The organism is Variovorax sp. YR634 (assembly GCF_900106655.1).
In the GTDB taxonomy this organism is placed as follows: domain Bacteria; phylum Pseudomonadota; class Gammaproteobacteria; order Burkholderiales; family Burkholderiaceae_C; genus Variovorax.
Window position 1 is genome coordinate 137,961 of sequence record NZ_FNOL01000003.1, and the last position, 18,745, is coordinate 156,705.

Genomic DNA, 18,745 nt, shown 5'->3' on the forward strand with positions numbered 1-18,745 from the left:
GTTGTCTCCCGCCGTAAGGCGCCGTTCGTTCGTTGGTTGTTGATGTTCAAGCGTAAAGCGGGTTGACCTTGTCGACATTGATGCCGTACTTCTTGATCGCTTCCACCACCTTGGCAACCGGCACGGTGCCATCTTCGCTCAGCGCCTTGAGCGCGGCCACCACGATGTAGTGGCGGTTGATCTCGAAGTGCTCGCGCAGCTTGTTGCGGAAGTCGCTTCGGCCGAAGCCGTCGGTGCCGAGCACCTTGTAGGTGCGGCCCTTCGGGATGAAGGGGCGGATCTGCTCGGCATAGGCCTTCATGTAGTCGGTCGATGCGACCACCGGGCCGGTCGAGGCCCCGAGCTGCTCGGCCACGAAGGGCACGCGCGGCGTCTGGTCCGGGTGCAGCAGGTTCCAGCGGTCGGCATCCTGGCCGTCGCGGGTGAGCTCGTTGAAGCTCGGGCAGCTCCACACGGAAGCCGACACGCCCCAGTCCTTTTCGAGCAGCTCTTGCGCAGCGAAGCTTTCGCGCAGGATGGTGCCGCTGCCCAGCAGTTGCACCGTGGGGGCTTTGGCCTTGAGCGCTGGGCCCTGCTTCGACAGGTACATGCCCTTGATGATCTGCTCTTCGGTACCGGGCTGCAGGCCGGGCATCGCGTAGTTCTCGTTGAGCAGCGTCAGGTAGTAGTAGACGTTGTCCTGCTTCTCGACCATGCGCTTGAGGCCGTGGTGCAGGATGACGCCGACTTCGTGCGCGAAGGTCGGGTCGTAGCTCACGCAGTTCGGAATGGTGTTGGCCAGGATGTGGCTGTGACCGTCTTCGTGCTGCAGGCCTTCGCCGTTCAGCGTGGTGCGCCCCGAGGTGCCGCCGAGCAGGAAGCCGCGCGCCTGCATGTCGCCGGCCGCCCAGGCCAGGTCGCCGATGCGCTGGAAGCCGAACATCGAGTAGTACACGTAGAACGGCACCATGATGCGGTTGTTCGTGCTGTACGACGTTGCCGCCGCGATCCAGCTCGACATGCCGCCGGCTTCGTTGATGCCTTCCTGCAGGATCTGCCCGCCCTTGTCTTCCTTGTAGTACATGACCTGGTCTTTATCGACCGGGGTGTACTGCTGACCGTGCGGGTTGTAGATGCCGATCTGGCGGAACAGGCCTTCCATGCCGAAGGTGCGCGCCTCGTCCACGAGGATCGGCACCACGCGCGGGCCGAGCGCCTTGTCGCGCAGCAGTTGCGTGAGGAAGCGCACATAGGCCTGAGTGGTCGAGATCTCGCGGCCCTCGGCCGTAGGCTCCATCACCGCCTTGAAGGTGTCGAGCGACGGCACCGTGAAGCTCTCGTCGGCCTTGACACGGCGGTGCGGCAGGTAGCCACCCAGGGCCTTGCGGCGCTCGTGCAGGTAACGCATTTCCGGCGTGTCGTCAGCCGGCTTGTAGAACGGCAGCTCGGCAATCTGGCTGTCCGGAATCGGGATGTTGAAGCGGTCGCGGAAGGCCTTGATGTCCTCGTCGCTGAGCTTCTTGGTCTGGTGGACCGTGTTCTTGCCCTCGCCGATCTTGCCCATGCCGAAGCCCTTGACGGTCTTGACGAGCAGCACCGTGGGCTGGCCTGTGTGGTTCTGGGCGGCGTGGAAGGCGGCAAACACCTTCTGCGAGTCGTGGCCGCCGCGCTGGAGGTTCCAGACCTCGTCGTCGGTCAGGTGCTCGACCATCTTCAGCGTGCGAGGGTCTCGGCCGAAGAAGTTCTTGCGGACGTAGGCGCCGTCGTTGGCCTTGAACGACTGGTAGTCGCCGTCGTTGCACTCCATCATGATCTTGCGCAGCGCGCCGTCATGGTCCTTCTCGAGCAGGGCGTCCCAGCCCTTGCCCCAGATCAGCTTGACGACGTTCCAGTTGGCACCGCGGAACTCGCCTTCGAGCTCCTGGATGATCTTGCCGTTGCCGCGCACCGGGCCGTCGAGGCGCTGCAGGTTGCAGTTGATGACGAAGATCAGGTTGTCGAGGTTCTCGCGTGCCGCGAGGCCGATGGCGCCCAGCGATTCGACCTCGTCCATTTCACCGTCGCCGCAGAAAACCCAGACCTTGCGGTTCTCGGTGTTGGCGATGCCGCGTGCATGCAGGTACTTGAGGAAGCGCGCCTGGTAGATCGCCATCAGCGGGCCCAGGCCCATCGACACGGTGGGGAACTGCCAGAACTCCGGCATCAGCTTGGGATGCGGGTAGCTCGACAGGCCCTTGCCGTCCACTTCCTGGCGGAAGTTGAGCAGTTGCTCTTCGGAGAGGCGGCCCTCGAGGTAGGCGCGGGCATAGATGCCGGGCGAAACGTGGCCCTGGATGTAGAGCAGGTCGCCGCCGTGGTTTTCGCTCTCGGCGTGCCAGAAGTGATTGAAACCGGCGCCGAACATGCTCGCCAGCGAGGCGAAGGAGCCGATGTGGCCGCCCAGATCGCCGCCTTCGGCCGGATGGTGGCGGTTGGCCTTGACCACCATGGCCATGGCGTTCCAGCGCATGTAGGCGCGCAGGCGCTGTTCGATCTCGAGATTGCCGGGGCTGCGAGCCTCCTGCGAGGGCTCGATGGTGTTGACATAGCCGGTGTTGGCCGAGAACGGCATGTCGACCGTGTTCTGGCGGGCATGCTCGAGCAGCTGCTCGAGAAGGAAGTGGGCCCGCTCCGGACCCTCGCTCTGGATGACGGAGGACAGTGCATCCATCCATTCACGGGTTTCCTGGGCGTCCGCATCGTTTGCGGCCGAGCCGAACAGGTTCTCGGGATTTGCCGACATGCTTGTCTCTCCTTTTAGGGCTGTGGCGGTAATTTAGTGCGCTATGGGATCAGCGCGGCGGAGTTTCTCATAGAAACATTGGGATTTCAAATAGTGCGTGACGATTTCTTAATATGATATTTATGACAATGCACCGATCGGGACGGCAACCATCCCGCAACCGCTACCGAGCTCATCCCACGGCAGCCCACATCGCTTCCGAGAGGGGCTTCACCTAAACTCGGGTGATGCCTCTTTCCTCCCCGCTGGCCGTTGCCCGCAGTGCCTCACCCCTGTCCTGGTGGCGCAGGTGGTGGCGCCGGCAGACGCCGGTGCTGCAGGATGCGGTCGCCATGCTCGCGCCGATGGCGGCTGTGCTGTTGTTTCTTGCCGCCATCGTTTCCGCCTTCTGGTACCTGCGCACTGAAGAAGTCGAGCGCGAGCAGGAGTCGGTGCGCCGCGACGTCGAATACGCCCAGCAGCGCATGCGGCTGCGGCTGCTGGAGCGGCAAGAGCAGTTGATGCGCATCGCGCGCGATGCCTCTAACCGCGAGATCGACCCGGTCGAATTCACCAGCCGCGCCGAGTCCCTGGTGAGCCAGTTCCCCGAACTGCAGACCATCACCTGGATCGACGACCGCCGCCGCTTCAAGGCCGGCTATGCGGCGCCCAGCGTGCACCCGGCGCAGCAGCACCTGATCGGCGATGTGCTGCGCCCCGGCGACATCGAGAGCAACTACGCGCTGGCGCGCGAACTGCGCCAGCCGGTGTATTCGCAGCCTGTGGCCGGAGGCGATCCAGCGGCGATGCTGCAGTTGCACATTCCCCTTTTCGACCAGGGCCTGTTCGCGGGCGTGGTGCTGGGCGAGTTCTCGGTCGACGGGCTGCTGCGCTATGGCATGCCGTCCGAGGTCCAGGCGCGCTACGCGGTGTCGCTGCTCGACGCCAAGGGCCATGTAATTGCCGGCAACACCACCAACCTGAAAGACAGCGGCACGCGCCTGCTGCCCTGGAGCGAGCGAACCAACGAGTACGAAGTGCCGGTATCGCCCGTGGGCAATGCGCTGGTGCTGCGGGCGCAGGCCTACCGCACCTCGCAGGGCGTGGTCGGCAACGGCCTGTTCTGGCTGGTCTGCGCTCTCAGCGTGCTCACGAGCTGGATGCTGATCGGCACCTGGCGTCACACGCGGCGACGGCTCCAGGCTCAGCAGCGGCTGGTGGCCGAGACCAATTTCCGCCGGGCAATGGAAAACTCCATGCTCACGGGCATGCGCGTGCTCGATCTGCAAGGGCGCATCACTTACGTGAACGCCGCCTTCTGCGCCATGACGGGCTGGAGCGAGGAAGAACTGGTCGGCCAGACGCCGCCCTTTCCCTACTGGCTCGAGTCCGACCGCGAGGTGATGAACGAGCGGCTTGAAGAAGAGCTGCACGGCCGCGCCCTCCCCGGCGGCTTCCAGGTGCGCGTGAAGCGCAAGAACGGCAGCGTTTTCAACGCGCGGCTGTACGTGTCGCCGCTGATCGACGCACGCGGCCACCAGACCGGCTGGATGACGTCGATGACCGACATCACCGAGCCCACGCGCATCCGCGAGCAGTTGTCGGCCTCCTACGAGCGCTTCACCACCGTGCTGGAAGCGCTCGACGCAGCGGTGTCGGTCGCCCCCATCGGCAGCGAGGAACTGCTGTTCGCCAACAAGCTGTATCGCCTGTGGTTCGGCTCGGACACCGTGGGGCACCTGGGCATGGTCGCGCAAGCAGGCGTGCCCGCATCGAATGCGCACGACGAAGGCCTCGACGACGTGGACCCGTATGCCGGCCTGCCCATCGACACGCTCACCGCCGCCCAGACCGCCAACAACGAAATCTTCGTGCCCCACCTCGGCAAGTGGCTCGAAGTGCGTTCGCGCTACCTGACCTGGGTCGACGGCCGCCTGGCACAGCTCGTCATCGCCACCGACATCACGCCGCGCCGCGACGCCGAAGAGCAAGCCGCCGCGCAGGCCGACAAGGCCCAGGCCGCAAGCCGCCTCATCACGATGGGCGAAATGGCGTCGAGCGTGGCGCACGAGCTCAACCAGCCACTGACCGCCATCACCAACTACTGCAACGGGATGATGTCGCGCATCAAGGGCCAGTCGATCGACACCGAGGCCCTGCTCGCCGCGCTCGAAAAGACCTCGAAACAGGCGCAGCGCGCGGGCCAGATCATCCAGCGCATCCGCTCCTTCGTGAAGCGCAGCGAACCCAACCGCACGCCGGCCGACGTGGCCACCATGGTGAGCGAGGCGGTCGAACTCGCCGGCATCGAGCTGCGCCGGCGCAACGTGCGCCTGAATCACTACGTGGCCGCGCGGCTGCCGGTGGTGCGCGTCGACCCGATCCTCATCGAGCAGGTGATGGTCAACCTGCTGAAGAACGCCGCCGAATCCATCGACATCGCCGACCGCCCGCTGGCGCGCCGCAGCGTCGAACTGCGCGTGCTGCCCAAGGTGATCGAGGGCCACAACGCCATCGAGTTCTCGGTGCAGGACACGGGCAAGGGCCTGGCGCCCGAAGTGATGGACCGGCTCTACGAAGCCTTCTTCTCGACCAAGCCCGAGGGCATGGGTATCGGGCTGAATCTGTGCCGCACCATCGTCGAGTCGCATCGCGGCCGGATGCAGGCGGAGAACATCTACAATGGCCCGGATGTGATCGGATGCCGCTTTTCCTTCTGGATTCCGGTGTTGGACGCTATCAGTTCCGTAGCTAGCGACGAGGCAAAGGTACCTGCATGAGTTTGATTCCGAAGAAGGGCACGGTCTATGTCGTCGACGACGACGAAGCCGTACGCGATTCGCTGCAATGGCTGCTCGAAGGCAAGGACTACAGAGTCCGCTGTTTCGATTCCGCCGAATCCTTTCTCTCCCGATACGACCCGCGCGAAGTCGCCTGTTTGATCGTCGACATCCGCATGGCCGGCATGACCGGCCTCGAATTGCAGGATCGGCTGATCGAACGGCGCTCCCCGCTGCCGATCGTGGTCATCACCGGCCACGGCGACGTGCCGATGGCGGTCGACAGCATGAAGAAAGGCGCGATGGATTTCATCCAGAAGCCCTTCAACGACGAAGAGCTGGTCACGCTGGTCGAGCGCATGCTCGAACATGCGCGCGGCGCCTTCACGCAGCACCAGCAGTCGGCCAGCCGCGACGCGCTGCTGTCCAAGCTCACGGGCCGCGAGGCGCAGGTGCTCGAACGCATCGTCGCCGGCCGCCTGAACAAGCAGATCGCCGACGACCTTGGCATCAGCATCAAGACGGTCGAGGCGCACCGCGCCAACATCATGGAAAAGCTCAACGCCAACACCGTGGCCGATCTGCTCAAGATCGCCCTCGGACAGGCGGCGCCCGCTGCCAAGGCCTAGAAGCTATCCGACAGATAGCGACGAATGAATCCCACGCCTGCGCAAGCGGGCGTTTTTACTTGGAAAATCGAAACCGATGACCGCCCAACTGATCGACGGCAACGCCCTCGCCAAAACCATTCGCGCCGAAGTTGCCGGCCGCACCGCCGCACTCAAGGCCCGTGGCGTGAACCCGGCCCTTTCCATCATCCTCGTGGGCGAAGACCCGGCCAGCCAGGTCTATACGAAGCACAAGGTCAACGACAGCGCCCAGACCGGCCTGGAAGCCACGCTCGAAACCTACCCCGCCGACATGAGCGAGGCCGATCTGCTGGCCCGCATCCGCACCCTCAACGACGACCCGAAGGTGCACGGCATCCTGGTCCAGCTGCCGCTGCCCAAACACATGGACAGCCAGAAGGTCATCGAGACGATCTCGCCCGCGAAGGACGTCGACGGCTTTCACGTCGCCAGCGCCGGTGCACTGATGACCGGCGCCCCAGGCTTCTGGCCCTGCACACCGCACGGCTGCATGAAGATGCTCGAATCCATCTGCTACGACCTGCGCGGCAAGCACGCCGTGGTCATCGGCCGCAGCAACATCGTCGGCAAGCCGATGGCCATGATGCTGCTCGCCAAGAGCGCCACCGTGACCATCTGCCACAGCGCCACGCAAGACCTGGGCGCCATCACGCGCCAGGCCGACGTGATCGTCGCGGCGGTGGGCAAGCTCAATCTCCTGACCGCCGACATGGTGAAGCCGGGCGCGGTCGTCATCGACGTGGGCATGAACCGCAAGGAAGACGGCAAGCTGGCCGGCGACGTCGATTTCGACGGCGTGAAGGAAGTGGCCGGCTGGATCACGCCCGTGCCCGGTGGCGTCGGCCCCATGACGCGCGCCATGCTTCTGGCAAACACCCTTGAAGCGGCCGAACGCGCCGCCAAGTAACTTTCATGGCCATGACGAACAATCCTCTCCTCGATTTCAACGATCTCCCGCTGTTCGATCGCATCAAGCCCGAGCACGTCGCGCCCGCCGTCGACGCGCTGCTGGCCGATGCCGAGACCGCGCTGCAGACCGTGACGGCGCCCGGCTTTCCCGCTGACTGGAATGCGATCTCGAAGGTGCTCGACGTGGCCTCCGAACGTTTCAGCCGCGCCTGGAGCGCCGTCGGCCACCTCAACGCAGTGGCCGACACGCCCGAATTGCGCGCCGCCTACAACGAAGCCATGCCGCGCGTGACCGCCTTCTGGACCCGCCTGGGCTCCGACGAGCAGCTGTACGCCAAGTACAAGGCCATCGACGTCGCCACGCTCAACGCAGAGCAGCGCCAGGCGCATCGCAATGCCGTGCGCAACTTCGTGCTGGGCGGTGCCGAGCTGCAGGGCGACGCCAAGAAGCGCTTCGCCGAGATCCAGGAGCGCCAGGCCGAGCTGAGCCAGAAGTTCAGCGAAAACGCACTCGACGCAACCGATGCCTTCGCCTACTACGCCGCGCTCGGCGAACTCGAAGGCGTGCCCGAAGACGTGGTGAGCGCCGCGCGCGCCGCCGCAGAGGCCGATGGCAAGGAAGGCTACAAGCTCACGCTCAAGATGCCGTGCTACCTGCCGGTGATGCAGTTCGCCAAGAGCAGCGCGCTGCGCGAGAAGCTCTACCGCGCCTACGTCACCCGCGCCAGCGAGTTCGGCGACGCCGCCTTCGACAACACGGCGCTCATCACCGAAATCCTCGCGCTGCGCGAGGAAGAAGCGAAGCTGCTGGGCTACAGGAACTACGGCGAACTCTCGGTCGTGCCGAAGATGGCCGAGTCGCCCGAGCAGGTCGTCAAGTTCCTGCGCGATCTCGCAATCAAGGCCAAGTCCTATGGCGAGCGCGACCTGGCCGACCTGCGGGTCTTCGCCTCGGAGCAGTTGAGCATCACCGCCCCCCAGCCCTGGGACTGGAGCTACATCGGCGAGAAGCTCAAGGAAGCGCGCTACGCCTTCAGCGAGCAGGAGGTGAAGCAGTACTTCCCCGCGCCGAAGGTCATGGCCGGGCTGTTCAAGATCGTCGAGACGCTGTTCGAGGTGTCGATCCGCCGCGACTCGGCGCCTACTTGGCACCCGAGCGTCGAGTTCTACCGCATCGAACGCGCCGGTCAGAAGGTCGGCCAGTTCTATCTCGACCCCTCGGCCCGCGCCGCCAAGCGCGGTGGTGCCTGGATGGACGACGTGCGCGCCCGCTGGCTGCGCCCCGACAACGGTGCGCTGCAAACCCCCATCGCGCAACTGGTGTGCAACTTTGCCAGCGGCGTCGACGGCAAGCCGCCGCTGCTCACGCATGACGACGTGACCACCCTCTTCCACGAGTTCGGCCACGGCCTGCACCACATGCTCACCCAGGTGAACGAGCGCGACGTGTCGGGCATCAGCGGCGTCGAGTGGGATGCAGTCGAGCTGCCGAGCCAGTTCATGGAAAACTTCTGCTGGGAGTGGGATGTGCTCAAGCACATGACCGCCCACGTCGACACCGGCGAACCGCTGCCCCGCGCGCTGTTCGACAAGATGACCGCTGCCAAGAACTTCCAGAGCGGCCTGCAGACGCTGCGCCAGATCGAGTTCTCGCTGTTCGACATGCTGCTGCACACCGAGTACCACGCGGCCGCCGCCAAGACCGGCGACGTGATGGCGCTGCTCGGCAAGGTGCGCGCCGAGGTGGCGGTGATGCCCTCGCCGCCGTTCAGCCGCACGCCGAATACTTTCAGCCACATCTTCTCGGGCGGCTACGCAGCCGGCTACTACAGCTACAAGTGGGCCGAGGTGCTGAGCGCCGACGCCTACGCGGCCTTCGAGGAAACCGTGGGTGCCGACGGCGAGCCGAACATCGAAACCGGCCGCAAGTACCGCCAGGCCATCCTGGAGGCCGGCGGCAGCCGCAGCGCCATGGATTCGTTCAAGGCTTTCCGTGGTCGCGAGCCCCAGCTTGATGCGCTGCTGCGACACCAGGGCATGACGGAGCCTCAGCCTGCTTGATGCGGCGCTGAAGCTTGCGATACTCGGGCGATGCATCCGATTTACAAATTCTCACTGCATCGCCTGACCGGCCTGGCCCTTGTGCTCGTCGCCACGGGCGCCATGGCGCAACAGGTCTATCGCCAGGTCGACAAGAATGGCAAGGTAACGTTCTCGGACCGCGCCCCCACGGCCAGCACCGAGCCGGCCTCGGCCTCGCAAAGCGGCTCCACCACGCCGGCGAATGCGGGCCTGCCCTACGAGCTGAGGCAAGTGGCTCAGCGCTACCCCGTCACGCTGTACAGCAGCGACGAATGCGGGCCGTGCAGCACGGCTCGCTCGCTGCTCATTACGCGGGGCATTCCGTTCGAGGAACGCACCGTCAAGAGCAACGAGGAAATCGAGGCGCTGCAGCGCCTGAGCAGCCAGAGCTCGCTGCCATTGCTGACCATCGGGTCGCAGCAGCTCAAGGGCTTCTCGGATGTCGAGTGGTCGCAGTACCTCGACGCGGCCGGCTACCCCAAGAGCAACAGCCTGCCCGCCGGTTACCGCAACGGCCCCGCGCGACCGCTGATCGCGCAGCAGGCAGCACCCGCACCCCGTGCCGCCGCAGCACCGGCCGCACAGCCGGCGCCGCCGCCCCCCGCATCGAGCGAGCCGAGCCCGAGCAACCCCGCCGGCATCAAGTTCTGAGCCAGGCCGCTCGCGCGGCCTTTCATTCCTAGGCGCCGAACTGCAGCGTCTTCACGCCAGTCGAGGTGCCCAGCAGGCACACGTCGGCCTTCTGGTGCGCGAAGACGCCGACCGTCACCACGCCCGGCCACTGGCTCACTTCGGACTCGAAAGCCAGCGGATCGGTGATTCGAAGGCCCGTCACGTCGACGATGTGCTGGCCGTTGTCCGTGACCAGCGGCAGGCCGTCTTTCTCGCGCACCTGGGCGACGCCACCCATGCTGGCGAACTGGCGCATCACGCGGCGCGCGGCCATCGGAATCACTTCCACCGGCAGCGGAAAGGCGCCCAGCACCTCTACCAGCTTGGATGCATCGGCAATGCAGACGAACTTGCGCGACTGGGCCGCGACGATCTTCTCGCGCGTGAGTGCAGCACCGCCGCCCTTCACCATGAAACCGCGGTGGTCGATTTCGTCCGCGCCGTCGATGTAGACCGCCAGCTCTTCCACCTCGTTGCTGTCGAACACCGGAATGCCGAGGGCGCGCAGTCGCTCGGTCGAGGCGACCGAGCTGGAGACGGCGCCCTTGATCTCGTCCTTGATGGTGGCCAGCGCATCGATGAACTTGTTCACCGTCGAGCCGGTGCCGACGCCGACGATCTCGCCCTTGACCACATAGGCCAGCGCGGCAAGGCCGACCTGGGCCTTGAGTTCGTCCTGAGAAAGAGGGGTTGGGGAGGCGGGTGCGGTCATCGCGGAGAATCCTTGGCTCATTGAAGCCCCGAATTATCCGATGCCCCTGCTGATGCCCTCCTCGCTCTACGGCCTGGCCCGCCCTTTCCTGTTCGGTTTTGACCCCGAGCATGCCCACGAAATCACGCTGGATGGGCTTGCTCGCACCCAGAACACGCCGCTGGCCTGCGCTTACTCGGCGCCCCGCGTCGACGACCCCGTCCAGCTCGGCGGGCTGACCTTTCCGAACCGCGTGGGCCTGGCGGCCGGGCTCGACAAGAACGCGCGCTGCATCGACGCCTTCGCCGCCATGGGCTTCGGCTTCGTCGAAGTCGGCACGGTGACGCCGAAGGCGCAGCCGGGCAATCCCAAGCCGCGCATGTTCCGCCTGCCGCAGCGCGACGCGCTGATCAACCGGCTAGGCTTCAACAACGAAGGGCTCGACGCCTTCCTGGCCAACGTGCAGAAGGCGCGCTTTCGCAAGGGCGGCGGCGGTGCGAAGCAGCCGATGCTGCTGGGCCTCAACATCGGCAAGAACGCCGCCACGCCGATCGAGCGTGCGGTGGACGACTATCTGATCTGCCTCGACGGCGTGTACCCGCATGCCGACTATGTGACGATCAACATCTCGAGCCCCAACACGGCCAACCTGCGCACGCTGCAGAGCGACGAAGCTCTCGATGCACTGCTCGGCGCGGTGGCCGAGCGGCGCGAGACGCTGGCAACACGCCACAACAAGCGCTCGCCGCTGTTCGTGAAGATCGCGCCCGATCTCGACGAAGCCCAGGTGGCAGTCATCGCCGCCACGCTGAAGCGCCACGGCATGGACGGCGTGATCGCCACCAACACCACGCTTGCGCGCGATGCCGTCAAGGGCCTGCCGCATGCCGAAGAAGCGGGTGGACTGTCGGGTGCACCGGTGCGCGAGGCAAGCAACCGCGTGATCGCCCAATTGCGCGCGGCGCTGGGCTCGGGCTTTCCGATCATCGGGGTGGGCGGCATCCTCAGCGGTGCGGATGCCAAGGCCAAGATCGCCGCGGGTGCGGACGTGGTGCAGATCTACACCGGCCTGATCTACCGCGGACCGACGCTGGTCCGCGAAGCAGCTCAGGCGCTGCTGCGCGATCGCAGCAAGGCCTGAGAGCTTTTTCTTTCCTCTTCAGCGCATGCGCCAGAGCACTGGCGCGATGACCGCAGCCCAGCGCAGCAGGCGCCTCGGCTTGATCACCACCACGGCCGCCGCGGCAACGACGCCGGTGGCCACGGGATGTGCACGGGCGATGCGCAAGGCAGCGGCAGCAGCCGATTCATTGGGCGGAGGCGCTTCGCCTTCGCCCGAGCCGCCCGCAGGCTGTGCCTCGCGTCCACCCTGCAGCGTCGCGATGCGCTCGCGTTGACGCTCCATGCGCGCCAGCAGCTCTTCGCGCGTGGCCGGCCGCGGGGGGCGCGGCGCTTCTTCGTCCTGCTCCGGATCCTTGCCCAGGCCGAAGCTGTCCTGGACCCAGGCCCAGTCGCGCTCGAACTCGTGGCGCGCCGGCACGAAGCTGTTGGAGGCATTGCGCAGGGTCAGCAGCAAGCCGATGGCAGCGGCCAGCCAGAGCACGATCCACACGCCTGCCACCGACCACGCAGCGGTGATGCGGTACGGTGTTTCCCAGAAATGAACCACCACCGCCACGGACAGCAAGGCCACCGTGACCGTGGTGAGCCCCAGCACGGCCAGACTGAAGACGAGCATCAGCTTGAGGCGCTGCTTCTCGTCCTCCCAGGCCATGCGCAGCAATTGCACCCGGTCTTCGGCCGCCAAGGCGCCTTCGGCCGCGGCAATGCGCAGCCGGCGAATCCGGGCGTTCAGCCCGAACAGGGACAGCAGCCTCATGGGCTGGCTCCGGCCATGTCCGGATGAACGATCTTGCTGCCGTGCGCGCTCAGGTCAGCGGCGGCCAAGCAGCAGGCCCACCAGCACGCCGACGGCCAGTGCGGCACCGGCGATCTGCCATGGTTCGTCGTGGGCGTAGGCGTTGGCGGAGGTGGCCGCTTCACGGGCCTTCTTGGCGGCGAGCTTGCTCTTCTCGGCCGCGAGTTCGCGTGCGATGGCCAGCTTGGTGTCGATGCGCTGGCGCAGCGCCTTGATGTGGGGAACCGAATCCAGGTCCTTGCTTGCCAGCACGCCGCGCACGTCGCTTGCAATGTCTTCGGCTGCTGCTTCAAGATTTTGGGATGCACTCATTGGAAACTTTCCTCCGTGATGACACCGGCACCGCGCCGGCGGCTTCGCGCCAGCAAATGGCGTGCTGTCATGTTACAGGCTCAAAAGACCCTCAGGCGCTACAGATGTGCAGACTTTGACGCGAGATGCCACTTCGCGGCGTGCAAAGCGCGCTTCACGCGTCCGCCAGCAAGCCGGCCACATGGCGCCCGATGGCCAGGCTGCTCGTGAGGCCTGGCGACTCGATGCCGAAGAGATTGACCAGCCCCGGCACACCGTGCGATGCAGGTCCGTCAATCATGAAGTCGGCCGCCGGCTCGCCCGGGCCCGAGATCTTCGGCCGCATGCCCGCGTAGCCCGGGATCAGGGCGCCGTCGGGCAGCGCGGGCCAGTACTTGCGCACCTCGGCATAGAAATCCTCGCCGCGGGCCGGGTCCACCACAAGTTCGTCGGCCGAAGACACCCACTGCACATCGGGCCCGAACTTGGCCTGGCCGCCTAGGTCGATCGTGAGGTGCACGCCCAGCCCGCCCGGCTCGGGCACGGGATAGATCAGACGCCCGAACGGCGCTCGCCCCGACAGGGTGAAGTAGTTGCCCTTGGCGAAGTATTCCCTGGGCACCGCCGAGGCCGGCAGGCCCTCGAAACGCCGCGCCAGCGCAGGGGCACCGAGACCCGCTGCATTGACCACGCTGCGGCAACGCAGCGCAGTGCCATCCTCAGCCATCAGGACGATGGCGCCATCGCCGCATTCGGCACGCACGATGGGCGATTTCAGTGCCAACATGCCGCCCGCGTTCTCGAGGTCGCCGAGCAGGCTCAGCATGAGCGAGTGGCTATCGACGATGCCTGTGCTCGGCGAATGCAGCGCCGCCACGCAATGCAGCTGCGGCTCCATCGCCACAGCCTGCTGCGCGGTGATCAACGTCAGATCACCGACGCCGTTCGCAGCCGCCTTCGTCCGGATGACATCGAGCTGGTCCGCCTGCTCGGGCAAGGTCGCCACGATCAGCTTGCCGCAGCGCTGGTGCGGCACACCACGCTCCGCCGCGTAGGCGTACAGCATTTCCTTGCCTTCGACGCACAGCCTCGCCTTGAGCGAGCCCTGCGGGTAGTAGATGCCGGCGTGAATGACTTCGCTGTTGCGCGAACTTGTCCCCGTGCCGATGGCACCTTCGGATTCGAGCACCAGCACTTCCCGGCCCGCGAGCGCCAAGGCGCGCGCCACTGCCAGCCCCACCACACCAGCGCCGATGACAGCGCAATCTATTTCGTCCATCGCGCGAGCTTAGCGCGGCTCGCTCGCGGATTTCCTCATTGCACGGAGGGCGGCGGCTCCGGATCGGTGGGTTCGTCGGGTGGCGTCTCGGCTCCTTCGTCGGGCTCGACGGGCAAGTTCGGCGTGACGGGGGTCGGAAGATCTGGATGAGTGGCCATGGCGGTGCTCCTTGCCCCTCTGTTCTAAGCCGCTGCCGCGGGAAGTTCAACAGCCCTTGGCTGCACTTGCCGTCGGTGCAGGCCGACAGTTCAGTCGATGAATGAAGTCGGCGCGACAAACGAAAACGGCACCCGAAGGTGCCGTAAGTCGTTGCTTTGAATGGTGGGCGGTGGAGGTTTCGAACCTCCGACCCCAGCAGTGTGAATGCTGTGCTCTACCCCTGAGCTAACCGCCCGAAACGCTGCTGTTTGACTGCAGCGTTCTGAAAACGTATCGCGTTGTGCGAAGCCTCAGATTATGCCATAGCTTTTCAGCCGTTTTCGCGAAACAGCGTGCGACCGCCGCTCGATTTGTCGAGTTGCCCCAACACCGCTTCGTGCGCTGTCAGTTCGTGCTCGGCGGCCAGGATCACCGGCAGCTCGAACTGGCTCAGGTCGATGGCCACCACGGTGGTGCCCAGCTGAGGCTCGTTCGAAGCCACGTCGATCAGCAGCGCATCCTGGCCCCGCGTGAGGTTGATGTAGACGTCTGCCAGCAGCTGCGCGTCGAGCTTGGCGCCGTGGAAGGTTCGGTTCGAGCGGTCGACACCGAAGCGGTCGCACAGCGCGTCCAGCGAATTGCGCTTACCCGGGTACACCTGCTTGGCCATGGCCAGCGTGTCGGTCACTTCGCTGACGAAGGTGCGCAGCGGCGGCAAACCGGCACGCTCGAACTCCTTGTTGAGAAAGCCGACGTCGAAGGCCGCGTTGTGAATGATCAACTCGGCATCGCGCAGGTACTCGACGATGTCGTTGGCCAGGGTGGCGAACTTCGGCTTGTCGCGCAGGAAGTCAGTCGTCAGGCCGTGGACCTTGAGCGCGTCCTCGTGGCTCTCACGCTCGGGGTTGAAGTAGATGTGCAGGTCGTTGCCGGTGAGCTTGCGAGCGAACAGCTCCACGCAGCCGAGCTCGATGACACGGTCGCCGTTCTCCGCAGAGAGGCCGGTGGTTTCGGTATCAAGAACGATCTGGCGCGACATCAGTGGTTTTCCTTGGCGTGGTTGATCGAGTACTTCGGAATCTCGATGGTCACATTCTCCTGCGCCAGGATCGATTGGCAACTCAGGCGCGACTGCGGCTCCAGGCCCCAGGCGCGGTCGAGCAGGTCTTCTTCGCCCTCTTCCGCCTCGTTCAGCGAGTTGAAGCCCTCACGCACGATCACGTGGCAGGTGGTGCAGGCGCAGCTCATCTCGCAGGCATGCTCGATGTTGATGTCGTTGTCGAGCAGCGCCTCGCAGATCGAGGTGCCGGCGGGCGCGGTGATTTCAGCGCCCTGCGGGCAGTACTCGGGATGCGGGTAGATCTTGATCGTGGGCATGTTGTTGTTCTAGAGAGATTCGACCTTGCGGCCGGCAAGTGCGCGCGCAATGCCCGCGTTCATTCGCTGTGCGGCAAAGGCTTCGGTGTCGTCGGCCAGCTTCTTGGTGGCAGCCTCGATGGCGGCGGCCTCGTTGCTGCCCTTGGCGGTTTCACGCAACTGCGCCATCGATTCGTCTATGACGGCGCGCTCTCCGTCGCTCAGCAGGTCGCCGTCGGCATCGAGCGCGCTCTGCGTGGCGAGCAGCATGCGATCGGCATCGACGCGCGCCTCGACCAGCGCACGGGCCAGCATATCCTGCTGCGCCGTGGAAAAGCTCTCCTGCAGCATGGTCGCGATCTGGTCGTCCGACAGGCCGTATGACGGCTTGACCGCCACGCTGGCTTCGACGCCGCTGCCCTGCTCCTTGGCACTCACGCTCAGCAGACCGTCTGCGTCGACCGTGAACGTCACGCGGATGCGTGCCGCGCCGGCCGCCATCGGCGGGATACCGCGCAGCGTGAAGCGCGCGAGGCTGCGGCAGTCGGCCACGAGGTCGCGTTCGCCCTGCACCACGTGCAGTGCCAGCGCAGTCTGGCCGTCTTGATAGGTCGTGAAGTCCTGCGCCATCGCGGTGGGGATGGTCTGGTTGCGCGGCACGATGCGCTCGACCAGGCCGCCCATGGTCTCGATGCCGAGTGAGAGCGGGATCACGTCGAGCAACAGCAACTCGCCCGCGCCGTTGTTGCCGGCGAGCTGGTTGGCCTGGATGGCGGCACCGAGGGCCACGACTTCATCAGGGTTCAGGTTGACCAGCGGCTCGCGGCCGAAGAACTCGGCGACGGCGCTGCGGACCTGCGGCATGCGGGTGGAGCCGCCGACAAGCACGATGCCCTGCAGGTCGTCGGGCTTGAGCTTCGCGTCGCGCAGCGCCTTGCGGACGGCAGCAATGGTGCGATCGGTGAGCGGCCGCGTGGCGGTGTAGAAATGTTCGCGGGTCAGGTCGAACGAAGCGGTCTTGCCTGCCACGTCAGCCTTGAACAGGGCCGATTCCGAATCGGTCAGCGCCTCTTTCGCGGCCCGTGCGGCGACCAGCAACGCCGCCTTGTCGGCATCGCTGCCGGCTTGCAGGCCCGTCTGCGCGAGCACGAAGTCGGCCAGCGCGTGGTCGTAGTCGTCGCCGCCAAGGGCTGAGTCGCCACCCGTGGCGATCACTTCGAACACGCCCTGCGTGAGCCGCAGGATCGAGATGTCGAAGGTGCCGCCGCCCAGGTCGTAGACCGCGTAGACGCCTTCGCTCGCGTTGTCGAGGCCATACGCGATGGCGGCCGCTGTGGGCTCACTGATAAGACGCAGCACGTTGAGGCCGGCGAGCTGCGCGGCATCCTTGGTCGCCTGGCGCTGGCCTTCGTCGAAGTACGCCGGCACGGTGATGACGGCACCGTAGAGCTCGTCGTCGAAGGTGTCCTCGGCACGAAAGCGCAGCGTGGCCAGGATCTCGGCGCTGATCTCGACCGGCGACTTCTCGCCCGCCAGGGTCTGCACCTGCACCATGCCGCCATCGCTGCTGCCGATGTGGTACGACATCGCTTCGCGGTTCGCGATGTCGGCCAAGCCGCGGCCCATGAGCCGCTTCACCGAAGTGATCGTGTTGGCCGGGTCCTGGGCGCGCGCTGCCAGGGCATCGAAGCCGATCTGGCGGCGATCGTTTTCAAGGTAGCGCACGGCCGAGGGCAGCAGCACGCGACCCTGGTCGTCGGGCAGGCATTCGGCCACGCCATTGCGCACCGCGGCCACCAGCGAATGGGTGGTGCCGAGGTCGATGCCCACGGCAATGCGACGCTGATGCGGGTCGGGCGCCTGGCCGGGTTCTGAAATCTGAAGAAGAGCCATGCCTCTATTGTCCCAACTGATCGAATTTGGCTTCGACGTCCTGTCCGAAGCGCTCAATGAACATGAGGGCTCTCACCTGCTGCGCGGCGGCGGGGTAGTCGCCTTTTTCGTCGATCAGCCAGTCGAGCGACGACAGTGCGCGGGCGCGGGCAGCCTCGACCTCGGCCTGGAGTTTCTCGAGCGAAGCGGCGTCTTCGACATCGTCGAGCGCCTCGCGCCACTCCATCTGCTGCATCAGGAACTCCGGCGGCATCGCCGTGTTGTTCTCGGCGTTCAGCGGTGCGTCGTGCAGTTCGCAGATGTAGCTGGCGCGGCGGATCGGATCCTTGAGCCGCTGGTAAGCCTCGTTGATGCGCACCGACCACTGCATGGCCACACGTTGCGCGGCGGCGCCCTGCGCGGCAAAGCGGTCCGGGTGGGCTTCGCGCTGCAGCTCTTTCCAGCGCGCGTCGAGCACCGCACGGTCCTGCGCGAAAGTCGCCGGGACGGCGAACAGTTGAAAGTCGGTGTCGTTCAGGTTCATGGCAAGAAAAAACCGCCAGCACATGACATGGTGGCGGCTGTTGTCGCGGTCAGCGACGGCGCATCAGATGCGAAAACTTTCCCCGCAGCCGCAACGGTCGCGTTCGTTGGGGTTGATGAACTTGAAACCCTCGTTCAGACCCTCGCGCACGAAGTCGAGCTGCGTACCGTCGATGTAGGCCAGGCTCTTCGGGTCGACCAGCACCTTCACGCCGTGGTCTTCGAACACCACGTCTTCAGGCGTGAACTCGTCCACGTACTCGAGCTTGTAGGCCAGGCCGGAGCACCCCGTGGTCTTCACGCCCAGCCGCACGCCCACGCCCTTGCCCCGTTTGCCGAGGTAGCGGGTGACGTGTCGCGCAGCGGCTTCGGTCAGCGTGACGGCCATGTCAGTGGACAGCTTCGGCAGCAGCAGCTTCGGTCTTGACGCCGTGCTTGGCCTTGTAGTCGCTCACGGCGGCCTTGATCGCGTCTTCGGCCAGGATGGAGCAGTGGATCTTCACGGGCGGCAGCGCCAGCTCTTCGGCGATCTGCGCGTTCTTGAGCGCAGCCGCTTCGTCGAGCGTCTTGCCCTTGACCCATTCGGTCACGAGCGACGACGACGCAATGGCCGAGCCGCAGCCGTAGGTCTTGAAGCGCGCGTCTTCGATCACGCCGGTTTCGGGGTTGACCTTGATCTGCAGCTTCATCACGTCGCCGCAGGCCGGCGCGCCGACCATGCCGGTGCCTACCGAGTCGTCGCCCTTTTCGAAGGAACCGACGTTGCGGGGATTTTCGTAGTGGTCGATGACCTTGGAAGAATATGCCATGGTGTACCTCTCAAA

General features: G+C 65.6%; 18 protein-coding genes and 1 tRNA gene. 6 read left to right on the plus strand and 13 right to left on the minus strand.

Going from position 1 to position 18,745, the window contains the following annotated elements; all coding sequences use genetic code 11:
- Positions 1-46: 46 nt before the first annotated feature.
- Positions 47-2,761 (minus strand): pyruvate dehydrogenase (acetyl-transferring), homodimeric type, encoded by a 2,715-nt coding sequence (gene aceE, locus BLV60_RS07390; RefSeq protein ID WP_093052289.1) that lies wholly within the window; start codon positions 2,759-2,761, stop codon positions 47-49.
- A 227-nt stretch (positions 2,762-2,988) separates the two neighbouring features.
- Between aceE and BLV60_RS07395 the strand changes: the two genes are divergently transcribed.
- The 5 genes from BLV60_RS07395 (at position 2,989) to BLV60_RS07415 (ending at position 9,812) form a co-directional block, all read left to right on the plus strand.
- The gene (locus BLV60_RS07395) at positions 2,989-5,520 is read left to right on the plus strand and encodes a PAS domain-containing sensor histidine kinase (RefSeq protein ID WP_093052292.1); all 2,532 of its coding nucleotides are present in this window, start codon (positions 2,989-2,991) and stop codon (positions 5,518-5,520) included.
- On the plus strand, positions 5,517-6,149 hold the full coding sequence (locus tag BLV60_RS07400; protein ID WP_012747279.1) for a response regulator transcription factor: 633 nt from the start codon (positions 5,517-5,519) through the stop codon (positions 6,147-6,149). The genes BLV60_RS07395 and BLV60_RS07400 overlap by 4 nt, the downstream gene beginning before the upstream one ends.
- A gap of 76 nt (positions 6,150-6,225) precedes the next feature.
- Positions 6,226-7,077, plus strand: a complete 852-nt coding sequence (folD, locus tag BLV60_RS07405) for a bifunctional methylenetetrahydrofolate dehydrogenase/methenyltetrahydrofolate cyclohydrolase FolD (protein WP_093052295.1) — start codon at positions 6,226-6,228, stop codon at positions 7,075-7,077.
- A gap of 5 nt (positions 7,078-7,082) precedes the next feature.
- Positions 7,083-9,140, plus strand: a complete 2,058-nt coding sequence (locus tag BLV60_RS07410; RefSeq protein ID WP_093052298.1) for a M3 family metallopeptidase — start codon at positions 7,083-7,085, stop codon at positions 9,138-9,140.
- Between the two features lie 30 nt (positions 9,141-9,170).
- The gene (locus tag BLV60_RS07415) at positions 9,171-9,812 is read left to right on the plus strand and encodes a glutaredoxin family protein (protein WP_093052301.1); all 642 of its coding nucleotides are present in this window, start codon (positions 9,171-9,173) and stop codon (positions 9,810-9,812) included.
- Between the two features lie 28 nt (positions 9,813-9,840).
- On the opposite strand, the gene rpiA is transcribed toward BLV60_RS07415, so the two are convergent.
- Positions 9,841-10,545, minus strand: coding sequence for a ribose-5-phosphate isomerase RpiA (rpiA, locus tag BLV60_RS07420; RefSeq protein ID WP_093052304.1), 705 nt, complete (start codon positions 10,543-10,545; stop codon positions 9,841-9,843).
- Positions 10,546-10,585: 40 nt separating this feature from the next.
- On the opposite strand from rpiA, the gene BLV60_RS07425 reads away from it, so the two are divergent.
- Positions 10,586-11,665, plus strand: a complete 1,080-nt coding sequence (locus tag BLV60_RS07425; RefSeq protein ID WP_093052307.1) for a quinone-dependent dihydroorotate dehydrogenase — start codon at positions 10,586-10,588, stop codon at positions 11,663-11,665.
- 18 nt (positions 11,666-11,683) lie between these two features.
- On the opposite strand, the gene BLV60_RS07430 is transcribed toward BLV60_RS07425, so the two are convergent.
- The 11 genes from BLV60_RS07430 to iscU form a co-directional block, all read right to left on the minus strand.
- Positions 11,684-12,403, minus strand: coding sequence for a phage holin family protein (locus BLV60_RS07430; RefSeq protein ID WP_093052310.1), 720 nt, complete (start codon positions 12,401-12,403; stop codon positions 11,684-11,686).
- A gap of 54 nt (positions 12,404-12,457) precedes the next feature.
- A complete protein-coding gene (locus BLV60_RS07435) occupies positions 12,458-12,754 on the minus strand; it encodes a glycine zipper domain-containing protein (RefSeq protein ID WP_093052316.1) in 297 nt (98 codons plus the stop codon).
- 154 nt (positions 12,755-12,908) lie between these two features.
- Positions 12,909-14,012 carry an NAD(P)/FAD-dependent oxidoreductase gene (locus tag BLV60_RS07440; protein ID WP_093052320.1) on the minus strand — a complete coding sequence of 368 codons (1,104 nt, stop codon included), beginning with the start codon at positions 14,010-14,012 and terminating at the stop codon, positions 12,909-12,911.
- A 35-nt stretch (positions 14,013-14,047) separates the two neighbouring features.
- Positions 14,048-14,170 carry a stereocilin gene (locus BLV60_RS07445; protein ID WP_093052323.1) on the minus strand — a complete coding sequence of 41 codons (123 nt, stop codon included), beginning with the start codon at positions 14,168-14,170 and terminating at the stop codon, positions 14,048-14,050.
- 161 nt (positions 14,171-14,331) lie between these two features.
- Positions 14,332-14,406: transfer RNA gene (locus BLV60_RS07450), tRNA-Val, on the minus strand.
- Between the two features lie 75 nt (positions 14,407-14,481).
- Entirely contained in the window at positions 14,482-15,189 is a 708-nt protein-coding gene (gene dnaQ / locus BLV60_RS07455) for a DNA polymerase III subunit epsilon (RefSeq protein ID WP_093052326.1), read from the minus strand.
- Positions 15,189-15,527: an ISC system 2Fe-2S type ferredoxin gene (gene fdx, locus BLV60_RS07460; protein ID WP_007828193.1), complete on the minus strand. Its 339-nt coding sequence runs from the start codon at positions 15,525-15,527 to the stop codon at positions 15,189-15,191. Before fdx ends, dnaQ begins: the two co-directional genes overlap by 1 nt.
- 9 nt (positions 15,528-15,536) lie before the next feature.
- Entirely contained in the window at positions 15,537-17,399 is a 1,863-nt protein-coding gene (gene hscA, locus BLV60_RS07465; protein ID WP_093052329.1) for a Fe-S protein assembly chaperone HscA, read from the minus strand.
- A 4-nt stretch (positions 17,400-17,403) separates the two neighbouring features.
- Positions 17,404-17,922 (minus strand): Fe-S protein assembly co-chaperone HscB, encoded by a 519-nt coding sequence (hscB, locus tag BLV60_RS07470; protein WP_093052332.1) that lies wholly within the window; start codon positions 17,920-17,922, stop codon positions 17,404-17,406.
- 63 nt (positions 17,923-17,985) lie between these two features.
- Entirely contained in the window at positions 17,986-18,309 is a 324-nt protein-coding gene (gene iscA, locus BLV60_RS07475; protein ID WP_007828190.1) for an iron-sulfur cluster assembly protein IscA, read from the minus strand.
- 1 nt (position 18,310) lies between these two features.
- On the minus strand, positions 18,311-18,730 hold the full coding sequence (iscU, locus tag BLV60_RS07480) for a Fe-S cluster assembly scaffold IscU (RefSeq protein ID WP_093052335.1): 420 nt from the start codon (positions 18,728-18,730) through the stop codon (positions 18,311-18,313).
- Positions 18,731-18,745: the final 15 nt, after the last annotated feature.

Bases quoted from the DNA above. Each gene is read 5' to 3' on its own strand.
- aceE (WP_093052289.1), bottom strand. From the start codon at position 2,761: ATGTCGGCAAATCCCGAGAACCTGTTCGGCTCGGCCGCAAACGATGCG.
- BLV60_RS07395 (WP_093052292.1), top strand. From the start codon at position 2,989: ATGCCTCTTTCCTCCCCGCTGGCCGTTGCCCGCAGTGCCTCACCCCTG.
- BLV60_RS07400 (WP_012747279.1), top strand. From the start codon at position 5,517: ATGAGTTTGATTCCGAAGAAGGGCACGGTCTATGTCGTCGACGACGAC.
- folD (WP_093052295.1), top strand. From the start codon at position 6,226: ATGACCGCCCAACTGATCGACGGCAACGCCCTCGCCAAAACCATTCGC.
- BLV60_RS07410 (WP_093052298.1), top strand. From the start codon at position 7,083: ATGGCCATGACGAACAATCCTCTCCTCGATTTCAACGATCTCCCGCTG.
- BLV60_RS07415 (WP_093052301.1), top strand. From the start codon at position 9,171: ATGCATCCGATTTACAAATTCTCACTGCATCGCCTGACCGGCCTGGCC.
- rpiA (WP_093052304.1), bottom strand. From the start codon at position 10,545: ATGACCGCACCCGCCTCCCCAACCCCTCTTTCTCAGGACGAACTCAAG.
- BLV60_RS07425 (WP_093052307.1), top strand. From the start codon at position 10,586: ATGCCCCTGCTGATGCCCTCCTCGCTCTACGGCCTGGCCCGCCCTTTC.
- BLV60_RS07430 (WP_093052310.1), bottom strand. From the start codon at position 12,403: ATGAGGCTGCTGTCCCTGTTCGGGCTGAACGCCCGGATTCGCCGGCTG.
- BLV60_RS07435 (WP_093052316.1), bottom strand. From the start codon at position 12,754: ATGAGTGCATCCCAAAATCTTGAAGCAGCAGCCGAAGACATTGCAAGC.
- BLV60_RS07440 (WP_093052320.1), bottom strand. From the start codon at position 14,012: ATGGACGAAATAGATTGCGCTGTCATCGGCGCTGGTGTGGTGGGGCTG.
- BLV60_RS07445 (WP_093052323.1), bottom strand. From the start codon at position 14,170: ATGGCCACTCATCCAGATCTTCCGACCCCCGTCACGCCGAACTTGCCC.
- dnaQ (WP_093052326.1), bottom strand. From the start codon at position 15,189: ATGTCGCGCCAGATCGTTCTTGATACCGAAACCACCGGCCTCTCTGCG.
- fdx (WP_007828193.1), bottom strand. From the start codon at position 15,527: ATGCCCACGATCAAGATCTACCCGCATCCCGAGTACTGCCCGCAGGGC.
- hscA (WP_093052329.1), bottom strand. From the start codon at position 17,399: ATGGCTCTTCTTCAGATTTCAGAACCCGGCCAGGCGCCCGACCCGCAT.
- hscB (WP_093052332.1), bottom strand. From the start codon at position 17,922: ATGAACCTGAACGACACCGACTTTCAACTGTTCGCCGTCCCGGCGACT.
- iscA (WP_007828190.1), bottom strand. From the start codon at position 18,309: ATGGCCGTCACGCTGACCGAAGCCGCTGCGCGACACGTCACCCGCTAC.
- iscU (WP_093052335.1), bottom strand. From the start codon at position 18,730: ATGGCATATTCTTCCAAGGTCATCGACCACTACGAAAATCCCCGCAAC.